Annotated in this window: 18 protein-coding genes and 1 riboswitch; all 18 genes read right to left on the bottom strand. The window is 70.6% G+C overall.

The window, feature by feature from the left end; genetic code table 11:
• Positions 1-11: 11 nt before the first annotated feature.
• Positions 12-1,499 carry a uroporphyrinogen-III C-methyltransferase gene (cobA, locus tag HMPREF0372_RS11950; protein WP_007492725.1) on the bottom strand — a complete coding sequence of 496 codons (1,488 nt, stop codon included), beginning with the start codon at positions 1,497-1,499 and terminating at the stop codon, positions 12-14.
• A complete protein-coding gene (gene hemC / locus HMPREF0372_RS11945) occupies positions 1,484-2,374 on the bottom strand; it encodes a hydroxymethylbilane synthase (protein WP_007492724.1) in 891 nt (296 codons plus the stop codon). Before hemC ends, cobA begins: the two co-directional genes overlap by 16 nt.
• Complete coding sequence (locus HMPREF0372_RS11940; RefSeq protein ID WP_039997398.1) at positions 2,371-4,017, bottom strand: NAD(P)-dependent oxidoreductase; 1,647 nt, start codon at positions 4,015-4,017, stop codon at positions 2,371-2,373. The genes hemC and HMPREF0372_RS11940 overlap by 4 nt, the downstream gene beginning before the upstream one ends.
• Positions 4,014-4,709, bottom strand: a complete 696-nt coding sequence (gene cobI, locus HMPREF0372_RS11935; protein WP_007492719.1) for a precorrin-2 C(20)-methyltransferase — start codon at positions 4,707-4,709, stop codon at positions 4,014-4,016. The genes HMPREF0372_RS11940 and cobI overlap by 4 nt, the downstream gene beginning before the upstream one ends.
• On the bottom strand, positions 4,706-5,560 hold the full coding sequence (locus tag HMPREF0372_RS11930; RefSeq protein ID WP_007492718.1) for an ATP-binding cassette domain-containing protein: 855 nt from the start codon (positions 5,558-5,560) through the stop codon (positions 4,706-4,708). The genes cobI and HMPREF0372_RS11930 overlap by 4 nt, the downstream gene beginning before the upstream one ends.
• Positions 5,557-6,336, bottom strand: coding sequence for a cobalt ECF transporter T component CbiQ (gene cbiQ / locus HMPREF0372_RS11925; protein WP_007492716.1), 780 nt, complete (start codon positions 6,334-6,336; stop codon positions 5,557-5,559). The genes HMPREF0372_RS11930 and cbiQ overlap by 4 nt, the downstream gene beginning before the upstream one ends.
• A complete protein-coding gene (locus HMPREF0372_RS11920; RefSeq protein ID WP_007492714.1) occupies positions 6,336-6,626 on the bottom strand; it encodes an energy-coupling factor ABC transporter substrate-binding protein in 291 nt (96 codons plus the stop codon). Before HMPREF0372_RS11920 ends, cbiQ begins: the two co-directional genes overlap by 1 nt.
• Before the next feature lie 13 nt (positions 6,627-6,639).
• On the bottom strand, positions 6,640-7,359 hold the full coding sequence (locus HMPREF0372_RS11915) for an energy-coupling factor ABC transporter permease (protein ID WP_050810497.1): 720 nt from the start codon (positions 7,357-7,359) through the stop codon (positions 6,640-6,642).
• Positions 7,360-7,390: 31 nt separating this feature from the next.
• Positions 7,391-7,562: riboswitch (cobalamin riboswitch) on the bottom strand.
• Complete coding sequence (locus HMPREF0372_RS11910) at positions 7,554-8,351, bottom strand: sirohydrochlorin cobaltochelatase (RefSeq protein ID WP_007492709.1); 798 nt, start codon at positions 8,349-8,351, stop codon at positions 7,554-7,556. (Overlaps the previous riboswitch by 9 nt.)
• Before the next feature lie 15 nt (positions 8,352-8,366).
• Positions 8,367-9,014 carry a precorrin-8X methylmutase gene (locus tag HMPREF0372_RS11905; RefSeq protein WP_007492706.1) on the bottom strand — a complete coding sequence of 216 codons (648 nt, stop codon included), beginning with the start codon at positions 9,012-9,014 and terminating at the stop codon, positions 8,367-8,369.
• Between the two features lie 4 nt (positions 9,015-9,018).
• The gene (locus HMPREF0372_RS11900) at positions 9,019-10,515 is read right to left on the bottom strand and encodes a cobyric acid synthase (RefSeq protein ID WP_007492704.1); all 1,497 of its coding nucleotides are present in this window, start codon (positions 10,513-10,515) and stop codon (positions 9,019-9,021) included.
• Positions 10,515-11,573, bottom strand: coding sequence for a threonine-phosphate decarboxylase CobD (gene cobD, locus HMPREF0372_RS11895; RefSeq protein ID WP_007492702.1), 1,059 nt, complete (start codon positions 11,571-11,573; stop codon positions 10,515-10,517). Before cobD ends, HMPREF0372_RS11900 begins: the two co-directional genes overlap by 1 nt.
• A 55-nt stretch (positions 11,574-11,628) precedes the next feature.
• Positions 11,629-12,606, bottom strand: a complete 978-nt coding sequence (gene cbiB, locus HMPREF0372_RS11890) for an adenosylcobinamide-phosphate synthase CbiB (RefSeq protein WP_007492700.1) — start codon at positions 12,604-12,606, stop codon at positions 11,629-11,631.
• On the bottom strand, positions 12,603-13,208 hold the full coding sequence (locus tag HMPREF0372_RS11885) for a histidine phosphatase family protein (RefSeq protein WP_007492698.1): 606 nt from the start codon (positions 13,206-13,208) through the stop codon (positions 12,603-12,605). Before HMPREF0372_RS11885 ends, cbiB begins: the two co-directional genes overlap by 4 nt.
• Complete coding sequence (locus tag HMPREF0372_RS11880) at positions 13,199-13,555, bottom strand: bifunctional adenosylcobinamide kinase/adenosylcobinamide-phosphate guanylyltransferase (protein ID WP_007492696.1); 357 nt, start codon at positions 13,553-13,555, stop codon at positions 13,199-13,201. The genes HMPREF0372_RS11885 and HMPREF0372_RS11880 overlap by 10 nt, the downstream gene beginning before the upstream one ends.
• Positions 13,552-14,319 (bottom strand): adenosylcobinamide-GDP ribazoletransferase, encoded by a 768-nt coding sequence (locus HMPREF0372_RS11875; RefSeq protein WP_007492694.1) that lies wholly within the window; start codon positions 14,317-14,319, stop codon positions 13,552-13,554. The genes HMPREF0372_RS11880 and HMPREF0372_RS11875 overlap by 4 nt, the downstream gene beginning before the upstream one ends.
• Positions 14,316-14,837 (bottom strand): bifunctional adenosylcobinamide kinase/adenosylcobinamide-phosphate guanylyltransferase, encoded by a 522-nt coding sequence (locus tag HMPREF0372_RS11870; RefSeq protein WP_007492692.1) that lies wholly within the window; start codon positions 14,835-14,837, stop codon positions 14,316-14,318. Before HMPREF0372_RS11870 ends, HMPREF0372_RS11875 begins: the two co-directional genes overlap by 4 nt.
• A gap of 126 nt (positions 14,838-14,963) precedes the next feature.
• Complete coding sequence (cobT, locus tag HMPREF0372_RS11865) at positions 14,964-16,022, bottom strand: nicotinate-nucleotide--dimethylbenzimidazole phosphoribosyltransferase (RefSeq protein WP_007492690.1); 1,059 nt, start codon at positions 16,020-16,022, stop codon at positions 14,964-14,966.
• Positions 16,023-16,076 lie beyond the last annotated feature (54 nt).

Below are 16,076 nucleotides of genomic sequence, written 5' to 3'. Positions count from 1 at the left end.
TGCTTCCTTTCTCAATCCCGCAGGGCGGTAATCAATTCCACCAGGGCGTCCATGGTGGCCTCCCGGGCCACCGCTACGGGGATGCCATGCTTCCGGGCCTCGGCGGCGGTCTGCGTCCCGATGCAGGCCCCCACCATGCGGGAGAAGTCCGCGTCCTCCCCCACGGAGGCGACAAACCCCTTGACCGTGGAGGCGCTGGTGAAGGTGACGATCCCCGCCGCGCCGGACTCCACCGCCGCCCGCAGCTCGTCGGAGCGGGGGTTCTCGTACACGGTGCGGTAGCAGGCCACGTCGTCATACCCAATGTTACGCCCCTTCAGGGCCTCTGTCAAGGCGGGGGAGCCCTCCTCCGCCCGGAGAATGAGCACCCGGCCCCGGGCGGGCAGACCGGCCCCCAAGTGGGCCGCATCGTAGACCTCGGGCACGTAGTCGGCCCGCAGTCCGTGTCCGGCCAGGGCCTTGGCGGTGCCGGGGCCGATGGCGGCCAGCTTCACCCCGCCCAGGGCGCGGGCGTCCAGGCCCTTCCCGTCCAGGCAGGCCCACACCGCGTCCACTCCGGCGGGGCTGGTGAGGGCCAGCCACTCATAGCCGGACAGCCGCTCCAGCGCCCCGTCCACGGCAGTGCAGGGGGTGATGGGCACGGTGGCGATGCAGGGGTACTCCCACACATCGGCCCCCAGCGCCCGCAGGCGGGCCGACAGGGTGCCGGCCCGCTCCCGGGGCCGGGTGACCACCACGCGCTTTCCCTTGAGGGGGAGGTGGTCGAACCAGTCGAACTGGTCGGCCAGGGCGCACACGCCCCCCACCACAATGACGGCGGGGCTCTGGACAGCGGCCGCTTCCGCCGCCCGGGGCAGCTCCGCCAGGATGGCGCTCACCCGCCGCTGGGCGGGGGTGGTGCCCCGCTCCACCACGGCGGCGGGGGTGTCCGGAGCCATCCCCGCGTCCAGCAGCCCGGCGCAGATGGTGGGCAGGGCGGACACGCCCATGAGGAAGACCAGGGTGCCCCCGGTGCGCACCAGGGCCTCGAAGTCGATGGCCAGCTCCTTCCCCGCCCGCTGGTGGCCGGTGACGATGTGCAGGGAGGAGCAGCAGTCCCGGTGGGTCACCGGGATGCCGCCATAGGCCGGGGCTGCGATGGCGGAGGTGATGCCGGGCACCTCCTCGAAGGGGATGCGGTGCTCCGCCAGCAGCTCCAGCTCCTCCCCTCCCCGGCCGAACAGGAAGGGGTCGCCCCCCTTGAGGCGCACCACGTTGTGGCCCTGCTGAGCCTGCTCCAGCAGGATCTGGTTGATCTGCTCCTGGGGCACGGGGTGGCGGGACGCCTCCTTGCCCACGTTGATCTTCACCGCCCCCTCGGGCATGAGGGCCAGGATGGCGGGGCTGACCAGCCGGTCGTACACCACCACATCGGCCCTCTCCAGGGCCTCCAGCCCCTTGCGGGTCAGCAGGCCGGGGTCGCCGGGACCCGCCCCCACCAGTGTCACTTTTCCAGGCATACGCAGCCCTCCTTGATCTGACGGGCCAGGGCTTTCCCCAGATCCTCCCCCTGGGCGCGGGGGCCGCTGAGCCGCCCCCGCCGCACTTCGCCCGCGTCGGTTACATACAGTCCGTCTATGGTCACGGTATCGCCCTCCAGCCGGGCATGGGCCGCAATGGGGGCGGAGCAGCCCCCGTCCAGGGCGCGGACAAAGGCCCGCTCGGCCCGGGCGCAGTCGGTCCCGTCGGCGTCCAGCACGCCGTCCAGGTAAGACAGCTCCTCCCCCGCCCGGGTCTGGAGGGCCAAAATGCCCTGACCCGCCGCGGGGAGCAGCTCTTCCACCGTGAAGTACCGGGTGATGCGCTCCTCCAGCCCCAGCCGCTTGAGGCCGGCGGCGGCCAGCACCAGGGCGGAGAACTGCCCCTCGTCCAGTTTGCGCAGGCGGGTGAGCACGTTGCCCCGCACCGGGGCCACCGCCACGCCGGGAAACAGCGCCCGCAGCTGCACCGCCCGCCGGGCGGAGGCGCAGCCGATGGGCCTGGAGGGGTCCAGCTCCTCCGCCCCCTGGGGCAGCACCAGCACGTCCCGGGGGTCCTCCCGGCGTGAGAAGCCCGCCAGGGGGATGCGGGGGTCCTCCTCCATGGGGAGATCCTTGCAGCTATGGACGGTCAGATCCACCCGGCCGTCCAGCAGGGCGGCGTCCAGCTCCTTGACAAAGAGGCCCTTGCCTCCCACCTTGTCCAGGGTGCGGTCCAGTATCTTGTCGCCGGTGGTCTTCATGGTCACCAGCTCCAGCCCCACCTCCGGGTGGGCGGCGCGGATGGCGTCCATCACCAGCTCGGACTGCACCACCGCCAGCCGGCTCTCCCGGCTGCCGACACGTATGGTCTTCATTCCAATCCCTCCAATGCGCTGCGGATAGCCCGGGCCGCCCGGGCGGTGCGGGCGTGGTCGTCGCCCCGGCCGATGACCCCGGCCACCAGATTCTCGCCGGTACAGACGGCGGGGAAAAAGAAGGTGCACTCCTCCGGGCAGTCGGCCACGCTGACCGGAATCCCCAGCGCGCGGGCCTCCTCCCCCACCGCCCGGTTGACGGCGCGGTCGTCAGTGGCGGCCACTGCCAGGGCCGCCCCGGCCAGATCGCCGGGGGCATAGGGCCGCCCCTCCCACTGTATGCCCTGGGGCGGGGTCTTACAGCGGGGGGCGATCACCGTCACCTCCGCGCCGAAGCGGGAGAGCACCTCCGCCCGGCGGCAGGCGACGGCCCCGCCGCCCACGACCACCGCCTTCTCCCCCGCCAGATTGACGAACAGCGGGAAGCGGAGGGGCCGCTGCTCGGGCAGGGGCCACCTGGGTTTGGCGGCGGTATGTACCTCGATCTTGCGGGCGCAGCGCTCCAGCTCCTCCGGCGTCAGGTTCTCCTTGAGCGCGCCGGAGAGGAGGTCCACCGCCCGCCCCACGGCCAGCTCCACCAGGCCCCTGGCCTCCGGGCCGTCCAGATCGGTGGACAGTACCCGGGCGGCCACCGCCTGCTTCACCCGCTCCAGGCCGGGCAGGCAGGAGCGGTAGTTCTCCCACTGGGCCATCTGCTCCAGGTGCCGCTCCACGATCTCCGCGGCGGCGGCGGGCACCTCCCGCCGTGTGTCCACCCCTAGGGAGTCCACGTTGTAGAGGGTCACGCCGGGCAGCTCCCCCACGGCGGGCTCGATGTCCCGGGGGATAGCCAGGTCGGCCAGCAGGCGGGGGTGGTCCTCCACCGCCGCCAGCTCCCGGGCGGAGATAGTGTAGTGGGGGCTGGTGGTGGCGGAGAGGAGCAGGTCCACCCCCTTCATGGCGGCGTAGCGCTCCTCATAGGGGGCCACGGCGCACCCGGCGGGCACCACGGTCTCCCCGTGGCGGTAGGTGCGCAGGGTGACGGTGACGGCGCACCCCAGCCGGTGGAGCAGAGCGGCGGACAGGCGGCCCATCTCCCCGTTGCCGATGACCAGGGCCCGCTTGCCCTCCAGGCCCCCTGCGTCCCGCGCCAGCCGCTCCACCGCGCTCTGGGCCGCGGAGCGGGGCACTCCGGTGAGGGGCACCTTGGTCTTGATCTCCTTACCTGCGGCGGCGGCGTTGCGGAACAGGATCTCCAGCACCCCGTCCGCCGTGCCGGCCTCCCGGGCGGCGGCCGCCGCCCCCTTCACCTGGGTGAGGATCTGATCCTCCCCCCAGATCTGGGAGCGCAGGCCGCCGGCCACCTCCATCAGGTGCCGGGCGGCCTCCTCCCCCGTGCGGGTGACGAAGGCCCCGGCGAAGGGGGCGTAGGGCAGCCCCGCCGCCGCGCACAGCAGCGCCCCCGGCTCCGGCTCCGCCCCGGAGGCGCAGGAGAGGTAGAGCTCCGTGCGGTTGCAGGTGGACAGGAGCACGCAGCCCTCCACCCCCTCCGCCGCCCGGAGCAGCCGGTCCAGCTCCACCACCCGGCTCCGGGTGAAGGAGAGGGCTTCCCGCAGACCGATGGGGGCCTTCCGCCAGTCCAGGCCGGTCATACGGATGTTCAAGCCTCTTCCCCCTTCTTCACCAGCACCACGGAGAAGTAGCCGCTGCCATCGGTCAGCTCGGCGAAGCGGGGGTAGACCGCCTCCCCCTCCATGCCGCAGTTGGCCACCATGGACGCCCGCTCCAGCAGGCCCTTCTCCGCCAGCTTCTCCTTCAGCGCGCCGATCTCCCGGCCCGCCTTCATGAACACCAGGTTGGCGTCCACGTCCAGGCAGTCGTCCACGTCCTTGTGGGAGGCGGGGACAATGAGCAGCCGCTCCGATTTCTCGCACAGGGCGCTGCCCAGCCGGGCCGCCACCGCGCAGAAGGAGGGTACGCCGGGGATGATCTCCGCCTCATACCCCCGGGCCGTCACCTTGCGGTGGAGGTAGAGGTAGGTGGAGTAGACGGTGGGATCGCCCAGGGTGAGGAAGGCCACGTCCTTCCCCCCGTCCAACAGGGCGCACACCCGGTCGGCGTTGGCCTCATAGGCCGCGTCCAGGGCGGCCTCGTCCCGCACCATGGGGGCGTCGCAGAGGAGAATCTCCTTCCCCTCGGCCAGCTCGCCGGCGATGGTCAGCGCGGTCTTCTCCCCGCTGCCCTTGTCGGGCACCGCCAGCACCGCCGCCTGGGCGATGATCCGCTGGGCCTTGCGGGTGATCAGTTCCGGATCGCCGGGGCCCACTCCGACGCCGTACAGAATGCCTCGTTTCACAATAACTCCTCCTGTTTCAACAATCGCAGCAGCTCCCGCCGGGCCGCCCCAATGGTGCCCACCGGGGCCACGTCCAGGCCGTCCCGGTCGCGGAGAATCGCCATCAGGTGGGCGATGCGGGGCAGGCGCAGGTGGTTGGCCCGCAGCAGCTCCGCCTGGGCAAACAGCTCCTCCGGCGTCCCCCGGGCCAGCACGCTTCCCCCGCCCAGCAGATAGGCGTAGTCGCAGCACAGGGGCACCACGTCCATGTCGTGGGTGGCCATGAGAATGGTCATGCCCAGGCCGTCCCGCAGGCTGGCCAGCAACTCCAGCAGATCGCTCACCCCCTGGGGGTCCAGCCCGGCGGTGGGCTCGTCCAGAATCAGCACCTCCGGCTCCATGACCAGCACGCCGGCGATGGCCGCCCGCTTCTTCTGCCCGAAGGAGAGGGCGTGGGTGGGCTTGTCCCGCAGGTGGGACACTCCGGTGCGCTCCATGGCCGCCTCCACCCGGCGGCGCACCTCCGCCTCGGGCAGGCCCAGGTTGACCGCGCCGAAGGAGATGTCCCGGTACACGTCGGCGGAGAAGAGCTGGTCGTCCGGATCCTGGAACACGATGCCTACCCGGCGGCGCAGCTCGGTCAGGCCCTTCCGGTCCCGCTTCACCGGCGCGCCGTCCAGCAGGATCTCCCCGGCGGACGGCTGGAGCACGCCGTTGAGGTTCAGAAACAGGGTGGACTTGCCCGCCCCGTTGGCCCCCAGGATGCCCGTGATCTTTCCCCGTTCGGCCCGGAGGTTGATGCCCTTCAGCGCCGCCGTGCCGTCCTCATAGGTATAGCGCAGCTCTCTGGCCTCAATCGCGGCCTCCATCATCCCATCACGCTCCTCTCGAGATACCATGCCGTCAGCTGAACCGCCGCCACCGCCGCCGTCAGCGGGTAGAGCCACGCCCCCCGCGCATAGCCGCCGGACAGGGTGACCAGGCTTCCGCTGTAGCCGCGGGACTCCAGGGCGGTATACACCCGGTCCGCCTTCCGCCACGCCCGGAGAAACACCATGGAGGCCAGGGTGCCCAGGGAGGACAGGGAGCGGCGCACCCCCTGATAGCCCAGCCGGGACTCCTGAGCCAGGCGGATGCGGGAGGCGGTCTCGGTCAGGACAAAGATAAAGCGGTAGATCAGCTCCATCAGCTCCACCAGCAGGTGGGGTACGTGCAGCCGCTCCAGCGCCATGGTCACATCGGTCACCGGGGTATTCAGTGCCAGGAAGTACATGGCCCCCACCGCCCCCACCGCCTTGCAGAACAGCCGCCCGGCCCGGAGCAGCGCCGCCCGGTCAAAGCCCCACAGCCGCTCCCCCACCGGCACGGCAAGTAGCACCGGCGCGCCCTGGGGGTAGCTGTTGATCAGGATCGTCACGCATCCGATGGCCAGGAAGGCCATCGGGACGCACAGAAACCGCAGGAAGACGCGGGGGCTGAGCCCGCCCAGGGCGGTAACCAGTCCCCACATCGCCAGCAGGGTGACCAGGCCGACCGTTACGCTGTCGCAGAGCAGGCAGAGCACCAGCGCCGAGCCGGTCAGAAGCAGCTTCGGCATGGGGGAGATCCGCCGCAGCCGCGATTGATAGGCGTAGCGGTCGGTTCCCATCAGCCCTGCTCCCTCTTCTCCGGCTTTTTGGTGATGCGGCCCAGGACGAAGCCCACCACGCCCGCGCCGATGGCGGCCTGGAGGGCGAAGAGGAGGGACTCCACCTCGCCGCTGGCCGGCTCCAGAATCGGCTCAAACCAGGGCTCATAGTCGGGCTGAAGCTCCAGGATCGCTTCCTCCGCCTGGCCGTCCGCGCCGCCGAACTCGGCGTCGGGCAGCAGCCACAGCGGCAGCGCCGCCAGCAGCACCACCAGCACGATCAGGATCAGATTTTTCTGCCATACCTTCATTCCGGTTCCCTCCTTACAGCACGCACAGGGCGTGGAGCTCTTCCCGGCTGTACTTCTCCAGCACGTTGAACACCACCACGGTCAGCAGGCCCTCGGCGATGGCCAGGGGGATCTGGGTGACGGCGAATATCATCAGGAATTTCCCAATGCCGCCGTGAACCACGCCCAGCTGCACCGAGGTCACCACATAGGTGAACAGGTCGCCCAGCGCGGCCGCGGCGAAGACCGCCACTGCCGCCGGGGCGTTTGCCTTGCGCAGCAGCTTGTAGACCGCCCAGGACACGATGGGGCCGGCGATGGCCATGGAAAAGGTGTTGGCCCCCAGGGTGGTCAGGCCGCCGTGGGCCAGCAGCAGGGCCTGGAACAGCAGGACGATCAGCCCCAGCACCGCCATGGTCATGGGCCCGAACAGGATGGCGCCCAGCCCCACGCCGGTGGGGTGGGAGCAGGAACCTTCAAAGGAGGGGATTTTCAGCGCGGAGAGCACGAAGGCGAACGCTCCGCACATCGCCAACAGGATTTTGGCCTTGGGGGCCTGGGCGACCTTCTTCTGGATGGAGAGGAAGCCCGCCACCACAAAGGGGACGCATACCACGCCCCAGCCGGCGGCCCAGCCCACCGGCAGGTAGCCCTCGGCAATGTGCATGGCCGAGGCGCTCATGGTGAGTACGCCCAGCAGGCCGACGAGCACCGCCGCCGTGCGCAGAAGCCTTGTGTTTCGTTGATTCATCATGTGTTTCATCCTTTCCTATCGCTCGTAGGTGGCTGTGAATTCGGAGCCGGTACGGTTTTCCGGCTTGAGCGTCTCCGCCGCTGCGCGCCTTCCCGGGTCGCCCCAGTGGCCCATGCGCACCGACTGTTCTCTTACGGCAGCGGGACTGCGCGGGATTTGCACCCGTCTTCCCGTTTCCGGCTCCCGGATCTATATCAACAGGCTTCCGCCTGGAGCTGTTCCGCCTGCCTGGCGTGCTCCACAAACAGCGCCCGCACTGCCGGGTACTCCCCCAGGCCGGTGAGCACGCAGGCCGTCTCGTAGCCCTCGGCCTCCAGACGCCGCCGCCAGGAGTCCTCCTCATCCCCCGCCAGATCGTTCTTGGCGTGATCCCCCGCCACGGTCATCAGGGGGCGCAGCTCCACCCTCCGCACCTGTGGGCGCTCCTTCAGCCGACGCAGGGCCTCCCCAAAGCCGGGGTAGCCCTCCACCGTGCCGATCACCACGTCCTTCCGCCCCAGATCGTGGAAGGTGTACTCCATCAGGGCATAGGCCGAATTGGCCTGGTGTTCCGAGCCGTGGCCCATATAGAGCACGGCGGTGTCCGCCCGCTGGGCGGGCAGCGCCTCCATCAGGGCGCGGCCCAGGGCCGCGTAGTCCTCCGCCGCCGTCAGCAGGGGGCGGCCGAAGGACATGCGGGCAAAGCGGGCGCGGTACGGCTCCGCCTGGGCCAGCAGCTTGTGGTACTCCTCCCCGTTCATCACGTGGGTGGGCTGCACCACCACGTCGGTACAGCCCTCGGCCAGCAGGCGCTCCAGCGCCTGGGGCACGTTGTCGATGTGGGTGCCCTCCCCCGCCAGCTTGCGGAGGATCATGCCGCTGGTAAAGGCCCGGCGCACCGTCCGCTCCGGGAAGGCCGCGGCCAGCTCGGCCTCAATGGCCGCGATGTTTTTCTCCAGGGTGTCCCGGTGGCTGGTGCCGAAGGACACCGCCAGAACCGCTCTCTCTGTCATTGTGCGTCCCTCCCGTTATTCCCGCGCGTTGTTGCTGGCCTGATAGAGCATGGCGTTGCAGATGGCGGCGGCCACGTTGCTGCCGCCCTTCCGCCCCCGGGCCACGATGTGGGGCACGTCCAGGGTGAGCAGCAGCTCCTTGCTCTCCACCACGTTGACAAAGCCCACCGGCACGCCGATGACCAGGGCGGGCTTCAGCTCCCCCGCGTCGATCAGCTCGCAGGCCCGCACCAGGGCGGTGGGGGCGTTGCCGATGGCCAGCACCAGCGGCCCCTCCAGCCGGGCGGCCCGCTCCATGGACACGGTGGCCCGGGTCTCCCCCCGCGCCTTGGCCTCCGCGGCCACGTCCGGGTCGGACATGAAGCACACCGCCCGGCCGCCGAATTTCTCCAGCACCCGCTTGTTCACCCCGGAGAAGGCCATCTGGGTGTCGGTGACGATGGTACAGCCCTGCCGTATGGCCGCGACGCCCGCCTCCACCGCCCCGGCGGAAAAGACCAGACTGTCGGCGTACTCAAAGTCCGCAGTGGTGTGGATCACCCGCTTGACCACGGGCAACTGCTCCGCCGGGAACACCCGCTCCCCCAGCTCCTGGCCGATGAGCTCCATGCTCCGGGCCTCAATGTCCGCGGGGGCCACCCGCTGCAATTCAATGTGTTTCATGGCTCTATTCCTCCCCGTTGAGAATCCGGTAAATGCGTTTCATGTCCAGGCTGGCCCGCAGGCCGGCCGCCAGCTTGTCGTACTGCTGCTGGGCGTACGCCTGCCAGTCCACGCTGGCCGCGCCCGGCTCCAGCCCCTTGGCCTCCAGCAGGGCGTTCACCAGGGCGGCGGCCGCCTCCGCCTTGTCGAAGATGCCGTGGACGTAGCAGCCCCACACGTTGCCCGCGCTGAGGCCGTCGGAGCGCCGCTCCCCGGTCTGGGTGGTGAACTCCGCCAGGGGGGCCGCCCCGCTCTCGGTGCGGCCCATGTGGATCTCGTAGCCCTCGAAGGCCACGCCGGCCAAGGCGCGGAAGAGCCCCTCCGGGGCGCGGAAGGCCCCCGTCACCCGGGTGCGGGTCTTCTCCCCCTGGAACACCGTGTCGGCTGGGAGCAGGCCCAGGCCCCGGAGGGAGCCGCCCCCCTCCACCCCGTCGGGGTCGGAGACGGTGTTCCCCAGCATCTGATAGCCGCCACAGATGCCGATCACCGCTCCGCCGGCCGAGGCGTGCTTGAGCACGGCGGCCTCCATGCCGCTCTCCCGCAGCCAGCGCAGATCGTCCATGGTGTTCTTGGTGCCGGGGAGAACCACCAGATCGGGGTGCCCCAGCTCCCGGGGATTGCGGACGTAGCGGAGGGTGACCTCCTCCATCCGCTCCAGGGGGTTGAAGTCGGTGAAGTTGGACAGGCGGGGCAGGCGCACCACCGCAATGTCCACCAGGCCCACCTTTCCCCCGCCGCTCAGGCGGTGGGAGAGGGAGTCCTCGTCGTCCACATCCACGTCCAGCATGGGGACAACTCCCAGCACCGGCTTGCCGGAAAGCCGCTCCAGCTCCCACAGGCCGGGGCGGAGGATATCCACATCCCCCCGGAATTTGTTGATAATCAGGCCCTTGATCCTCGCCTGCTCGTCCGGCTCCAGCAGCTTCACCGTGCCGTAGAGGGAGGCGAACACGCCCCCCCGGTCGATGTCGCCGCACAGGAGCACCGGGGCGTTGGCCCGGCGGGCCATGCCCATGTTCACAATGTCGTCCTGCCGCAGGTTGATCTCCGCCGGGCTGCCCGCCCCCTCAATGACGATGATGTCGTACTCCGCCGCCAGGGACTCGTAGGCCGCCATCACCTCGGGGATGAGACTCTTGCGGTAGCGGAAGTACTCCCCCGCCGCCATGGTGCCCCGGGGCACGCCGTTGACGATCACCTGGGAGCCCACGTGGCTGGTGGGCTTGAGCAGGATGGGGTTCATCCGCACATCGGGGGCCACCCCCGCCGCCTCGGCCTGCACCACCTGGGCCCGGCCCATCTCAAAGCCGTCGGGGGTGATGGCGGAGTTGAGGGCCATGTTCTGGGATTTGAAGGGGGCCGCCTTATAGCCGTCCTGGGCAAAGATGCGGCACAGCCCCGCCGCCAGCAGGGACTTGCCCGCGTTGGAGGCGGTTCCCTGGATCATAATCGCGTTGGCCATCACAGCACTTCCTTTAAGGCGGCCAGCAGCCGCCGGTTTTGTTCCGCCTGTCCCACGCACACCCGGTACCAGTCGTTCCCCAGGCCGTGGTAGTTGGCGCAGGAGCGGATGAGCACGCCCCGCGTGAGCATCCGCTCCTTCAAATCGGCCGCGCCCGCCGACCGGAACAGCAGGTAGTTGGCCTGTCCGGGCACCACCTCCAGCCCCAGGGCGCATAGGCCGTCCGACAGGGCGGGGCGCTCCGACGCCAGCAGGGCCCGGGCCTTCCCCGGCCAGTCGGGGCACCGCTCCAGGGCGGCCAGCCCCGCCGCCTGGGCGGGGGTGGAGACGCTCCAGGGCGGGCCGGCGGCAGCCATCCGCTCCAGAAGTCCGCCGTTGGCGGAGAGGGCGTAGCCCAGCCGCAGGCCCGCCATGGCGTAGCTCTTGGTGAAGGCCCGCAGGAGCAGCAGGTTGGGGTGCTCCGCCAGACAGGGGGCCAGCCCCGGCCCAGCCCCGTCGGAGAGGGGCAAAAAGCACTCGTCCACCGCCAGCACCGCCCCCACGGCCCGGCATTGCTCCGCCGCCGCCCGCAGCAGCGCCCCGTCCACCAGCCGCCCGGTGGGGTTGTTGGGGGTGCAGAGGAAGACCAGCTCCACCCCCGGCGCGATGGCGTCCAGGAGCCCGCCGTCCACGTCAAAGCGGTTCTCCCGGCGCAGGGGGTGGCGTGTCACGGCGCACCCAGCCGCCGTCAGCGCCTCCTCGTACTCGGAGAAGGCCGGGGCGGTGACCAGCGCCCGCCGGGGCCGCAGGGCGTAGGCCAGCCGGAAGATCAGCTCCGCCGCCCCGCCGCCGCAGAGCACCTGCTCCGGCGCCACCCCGTCGTGGGCGGCGATGGCCGCCCGGAGGGCGCGGCACAGGGGGTCGGGGTAGCGGGCCGAGTCTGCGGCGGCGGCCGCGGCGGCCGCCTGCACCGCCGGGGGCATCCCCAGGGGGTTCAGGTTGGCCGAGCAGTCCAGCACGTCGCCGCCGAAGCGGGCCCGCGCCGTGAGCACGTCGCCGCCGTGGGTATATGGGGTCATGGTGATTCCCTTCTCTCTGGTCAGGATGGTGGACGGGTGGGGCGGCGGGCCGGTGTTACGGGAACAGCAGAATCAGCAGGGGCACGCCGCAGAAGAGCAGCAGGGCAAAAAAGGCGGTGGCGTAGAGAATCCGGCCCGCCCGCAGGATGTCCAGGGCCTCCACCGGCCGCTGATCGTCGCCGATGGTGGGTTTGTCCACCAGTTGGCCGAAGTAGTAGTTGGGCCCTGCCAGCTGGAGCTGGAGCGCTCCGGCGCAGGCCGCCTCGGTGTGGGCGGAGTTGGGGGACTTGTGCCTCTTCCGGTCCCGCCGGAAGATCCGCCAGGCGTTCTTCCCGTCGTAACCCGCCGCCGCGCCGCCCAGGCACATGAGCACCCCGGCGATGCGGGCGGGGAGAAAGTTGAGCGCGTCGTCCAGCCGCGCCGCCGCCCGGCCGAAGTAGAGATAGCGGTCATTTTTGTAGCCCACCATGGAGTCCATGGTGTTGACCGCCTTGTAGAGCATACCCAGGGGCGCGCCGCCCAGGGCCAGGAAGATGAGGGGGGCGATCACCCCGTCGGAGGCGTTCTCCGCCACGGTCTCCACCGCCGCCTTGGCCACGCCGGCCTCGTCCAGCCGCTCGGTGTCCCGCCCCACAATCATGGACACGGCGTGCCGCGCGCCGGGCAGGTCTCCGGCCTTGAGGGCCTCGTACACCTTGTCGCTCTCGTCCCGCAGGGACTTGGCGGCCAGCAGCTGATAGCACAGCAGCGCCTCCGCCGCGAAAGCCAGCCAGGGGCTGAGCAGGCCGCACCCCCACAGCAGCAGGGCGGTGAGGCCGGTTGGAATGGCGATGGTGAGCGACACCAGCGCCGCGCCGCCGGCCAGCTCGCCGCCGGGGGACTTGGGAAAGAGCCGCCGCAGAAGCTTCTCCAGGGCGGCGATCAGCACACCGACGGCCCGCACCGGGTGGGGCGCCCAGTGGGGATCCCCCAGCAGGAGATCCAGGCAGAAGCCGGTCAGCAGGGCCAGCAGGTGGGATACCCCCCAGCTCATAGCACCTTCTCCCCCCTGTACTCCTCCAGAATGGTCAGCTCCAGGGTGTCCGGATTCAGCTCCGCCCGGAAGCCGCCGCAGTTAGGACACATCCAGCCGTAGTAGTCCCGCTCCGGCCGGCCGTACTTGGCCAGCAGGGCCATGAGGGCCCCGCCGTGGGACACCACTCCCACCCGGCCAAAGCCCCGGCGGGCGGCGTCGGCCGCCGTCTTTTCCAGGCCGATGGACACCCGGTCGGTGACCTGCTGGGCGCTCTCCCCCACCGGCATGGCGGCAAAGTTGGGCCTGTCCCCCATGCCCAGCCACGCCTGATAGAGGGGGTCGTCCTTCAGCTCCTCGTGGTTCTTGCCCTCAAAGGGGCCGAAATCGCTCTCCCGCAGCTCGTCCACCACCGTCATCTCCACGCCGGGCCACAGCAGCTCGGCGGTGCGGCGGCAGCGCTGGAGGGGGCTGCGGTAGATGTGCTCCACCGCCGGCAGGGTGGCGCCCACCCGCCGGGCCAGCTCCTCCCCCTGGGGGAGCAGCGGCACGTCCAGCGTGCCGATAAAGCGCCGTTCCAGGTTGCCCTGGGTGGTACCGTGGCGCATCAAAATCAGTTCCATGGGCCTTCTCCTTTCAATACCATGGGCAGGCCGCAGAAGATGCGCTCCACCCGCTCTGCCCGCTCCGCCAGGCGGCAGCAAAGCCGTCCCACCGCCTCCCGGCGGGCCCGCTGGGCCGGCTCCACCGGCACCACGCCGCAGCCCACCTCATCGCAGATCAAAATCACGTCCGGGTTGGCCTCCAGCAGCGCCGTCTCGTCCAGCTCCGGCCAGTCCTCCAGCCCGGCAAAGACGGGCCGTGTCCGGGCCTCCTCCGGGGTGCGGGCCACCTGGGCGGGGCCGTACCCGGTCTTTTGCAGCACGTAGTCCAGCTTGCCCTGGCCCGCGCCGCCGATAATCAAAATCATAACAGCACCTCCAGCCTCTGCCCCACCGCCGCGCAGAGCACCATCCCCAGCTCGCACAGCTGGAGGAAGAACCCCGCCAGATCGCCGGTGACGCCGCCGAACTGCCGCCGGGCGGTCACCACATAGTAGACGCACGCCAGACCCGCTCCCGCCAGGGCGGCCAGGCCCGTCCGCACATCCGCGGCCACCATGGCCCCTCCGGTGAGGACGGCCCACGCCGCCAGCACTCCCCGGGCCTTGACCGCGTCCATGGGGCCGGTGAAGGTGGCCAGCAGGCCGGTGCCCCGGGCGTTGGGGAGGGTGACGGCGAAGAGGCCGGAGAGGCTGCGGGAGAAGGCCGGCCCCAGGGCCAGCGCCAGGGCGGCCCGCCCCGCGGGCGCCGCCTCGCACCAGGCGGCGAAGAACACCAGCAGGTACAGCCCGCAGCAGATGATGGCGAAGGCCCCGGTGTGGGAGTCCTTCAGAATCTCCAGCTTCCGCTCCCGGCTCTGGTGGGAGGACAGGGCGTCGCAGGTGTCGCAGAAGCCGTCCAGATGGATGCCGCCGCTGAGGGCGATGGGGAGCAGCAAAGCCAGGGCCGCGGTAAAGACCACGCCGAACCCCAGCCAGCCGGCCAAGGCCAGCCACAGCCACAGCACCGCCCCGACGGCCAGCCCCACCAGTGGGAACCAGCACAGGGCCCAGGAGAGGGCCTTTTTCTCCCAGTCCACCCGGGGCATGGGGAACTTGGAGTACATGGCAAAGGCAATGATGAGGGATTTCACGGGTTTGCTCCTTTCCAGGCGATGGGGATGCCGCAGACCACCTCGTACACCCAGTCGGCCCGCCGGGCCACCGCCCGGTTCAGCCGGGCCAGCACGTCCAGGTAGGCCAGGGTCTCGGGGTCGTAGTCCATTCCGTCGGAGAACAGCTCGTTGGTGACCACCACCAGCAGGGCGGCCTGCTCCGCCGCCCGCTCCACGCCGGAGAGCACCCGGCCGAAGGCCCCCTCCCGCCCCTGGGGGCCGAAAAACTCGTTGGCGGTCAGGTTGGAGAGATCCTCCAGCAGGGCGGCGCATCCGGCCGGCAGGACGGCCCCGGCCAGGTTCACCGGACACTCCACGGTGGCAAACCCCTTGCCCGCCCGCATCCGGCGGTGGCGCTCCACCCGGCGCTCGCTCTCGGCGTCCCACACCTGCATGGTGGCCAGGTAGGCCCGCGTCTCCAGGCCGGAGGCGGCGACCAGCCCCTCGGCAAATTCCGACTTCCCGCTGGCCGAGCCGCCGGAGACCAGTATCAGCATGGATGCACCTCCTTCGGCGGGGGCAAGCCCCCGCCCTACCGCCTCGCAGAGTTTCGCCCACTTGCGGCAAATTCAAATAAAAATCTGTGTGGAGCCGCCGTATCCATGGGGGGATGCAATCCCCCCCTAGCCTAAGGGCTGGTAGGCCTCGATGTTGGTGTCCTCAAAGGTGGCCATCTCTCGGTAGACCGCCAGCCCCATATCCAGCAGGGGCATGACGGCCACGGCCCCGGTGCCCTCGCCCAGGCGCATCCCGGCGTAGAGGAAGGGGCGCAGGCCCAATTCAGAGAGCACCAGCCGGCTGGCCGGCTCCTCCGACGCGTGGGAGCCCAGCATGTAGTCCTTACAGGCCGGGCACAACCGGGCGGCCACCAGGGCGGCCACGGAGGAGATGAACCCGTCCACCAGCACCGGCGTATGGCACAGGGCGCCCCCCAGGAACACCCCGGCCAGCCCGGCGATGTCCAGGCCGCCCACCTTGTGGAGCACGTCCAGCACGTCGGAGGGGTCGGGCCGGTTCACCGCCACGGCGGTCTCGATGGCGTGGATCTTCTTCTGTAGGCCCGCGTCGGACAGGCCGGCCCCCCGGCCGGTCATCACCACCGGCTCCTGGCCCAGCAGCACGGCGGCCACGGCGGAGGAGGTGGTGGTGTTGCCGATGCCCATCTCCCCGGTGGCCAGCAGGCGCACGCCCCCGGCGCACAGCTCCCGGGCGGTCTCCACCCCGGTCAGGACGGCCTGCACGGCCTCCCCCCGGCTCATGGCGGGGCCCTGGGTCATGTCGGCGGTGCCCCGGCGGACGCACCGCTGCACGATGCGCGCCCCGGTGAGGGGGACGGCCGTACCGATGTCCACGGGCACCACCTCCGCCCCGGCGGAGCGGGCCATGGCGCACACACTGGTGTCGCCGGTGGACATGTTCTCCGCCACGATGGCGGTGACCTCCTGGCCGGTCTGGGTGACCCCCTGGGCCACCACGCCGTTGTCGGCGCACATGACCACCACCGCCCGGCGGGAGATGTCCACGTCGGCGCTGCCCGTCATGCCGGCGATGCGGATGACCGCCTCCTCCAGCGCCCCCAGGCTGCCCAGGGGCTTGGCGATGGAGTCCCACCGGGCCTTCGCCCGCTCCATGGCCGCCATATCGGCGGGGGTAATTCCTGCAATCACCTTATCCAGTGTCATAGCGCTGCCTCCTGTGCATAGCGGCGGGCCGCCGCCACAAAATTGCGGGCCGCC

The organism is Flavonifractor plautii ATCC 29863, assembly GCF_000239295.1.
GTDB classification, from domain to species: domain Bacteria; phylum Bacillota; class Clostridia; order Oscillospirales; family Oscillospiraceae; genus Flavonifractor; species Flavonifractor plautii.
This window is presented reverse-complemented; position numbering and strand designations above follow the sequence as displayed.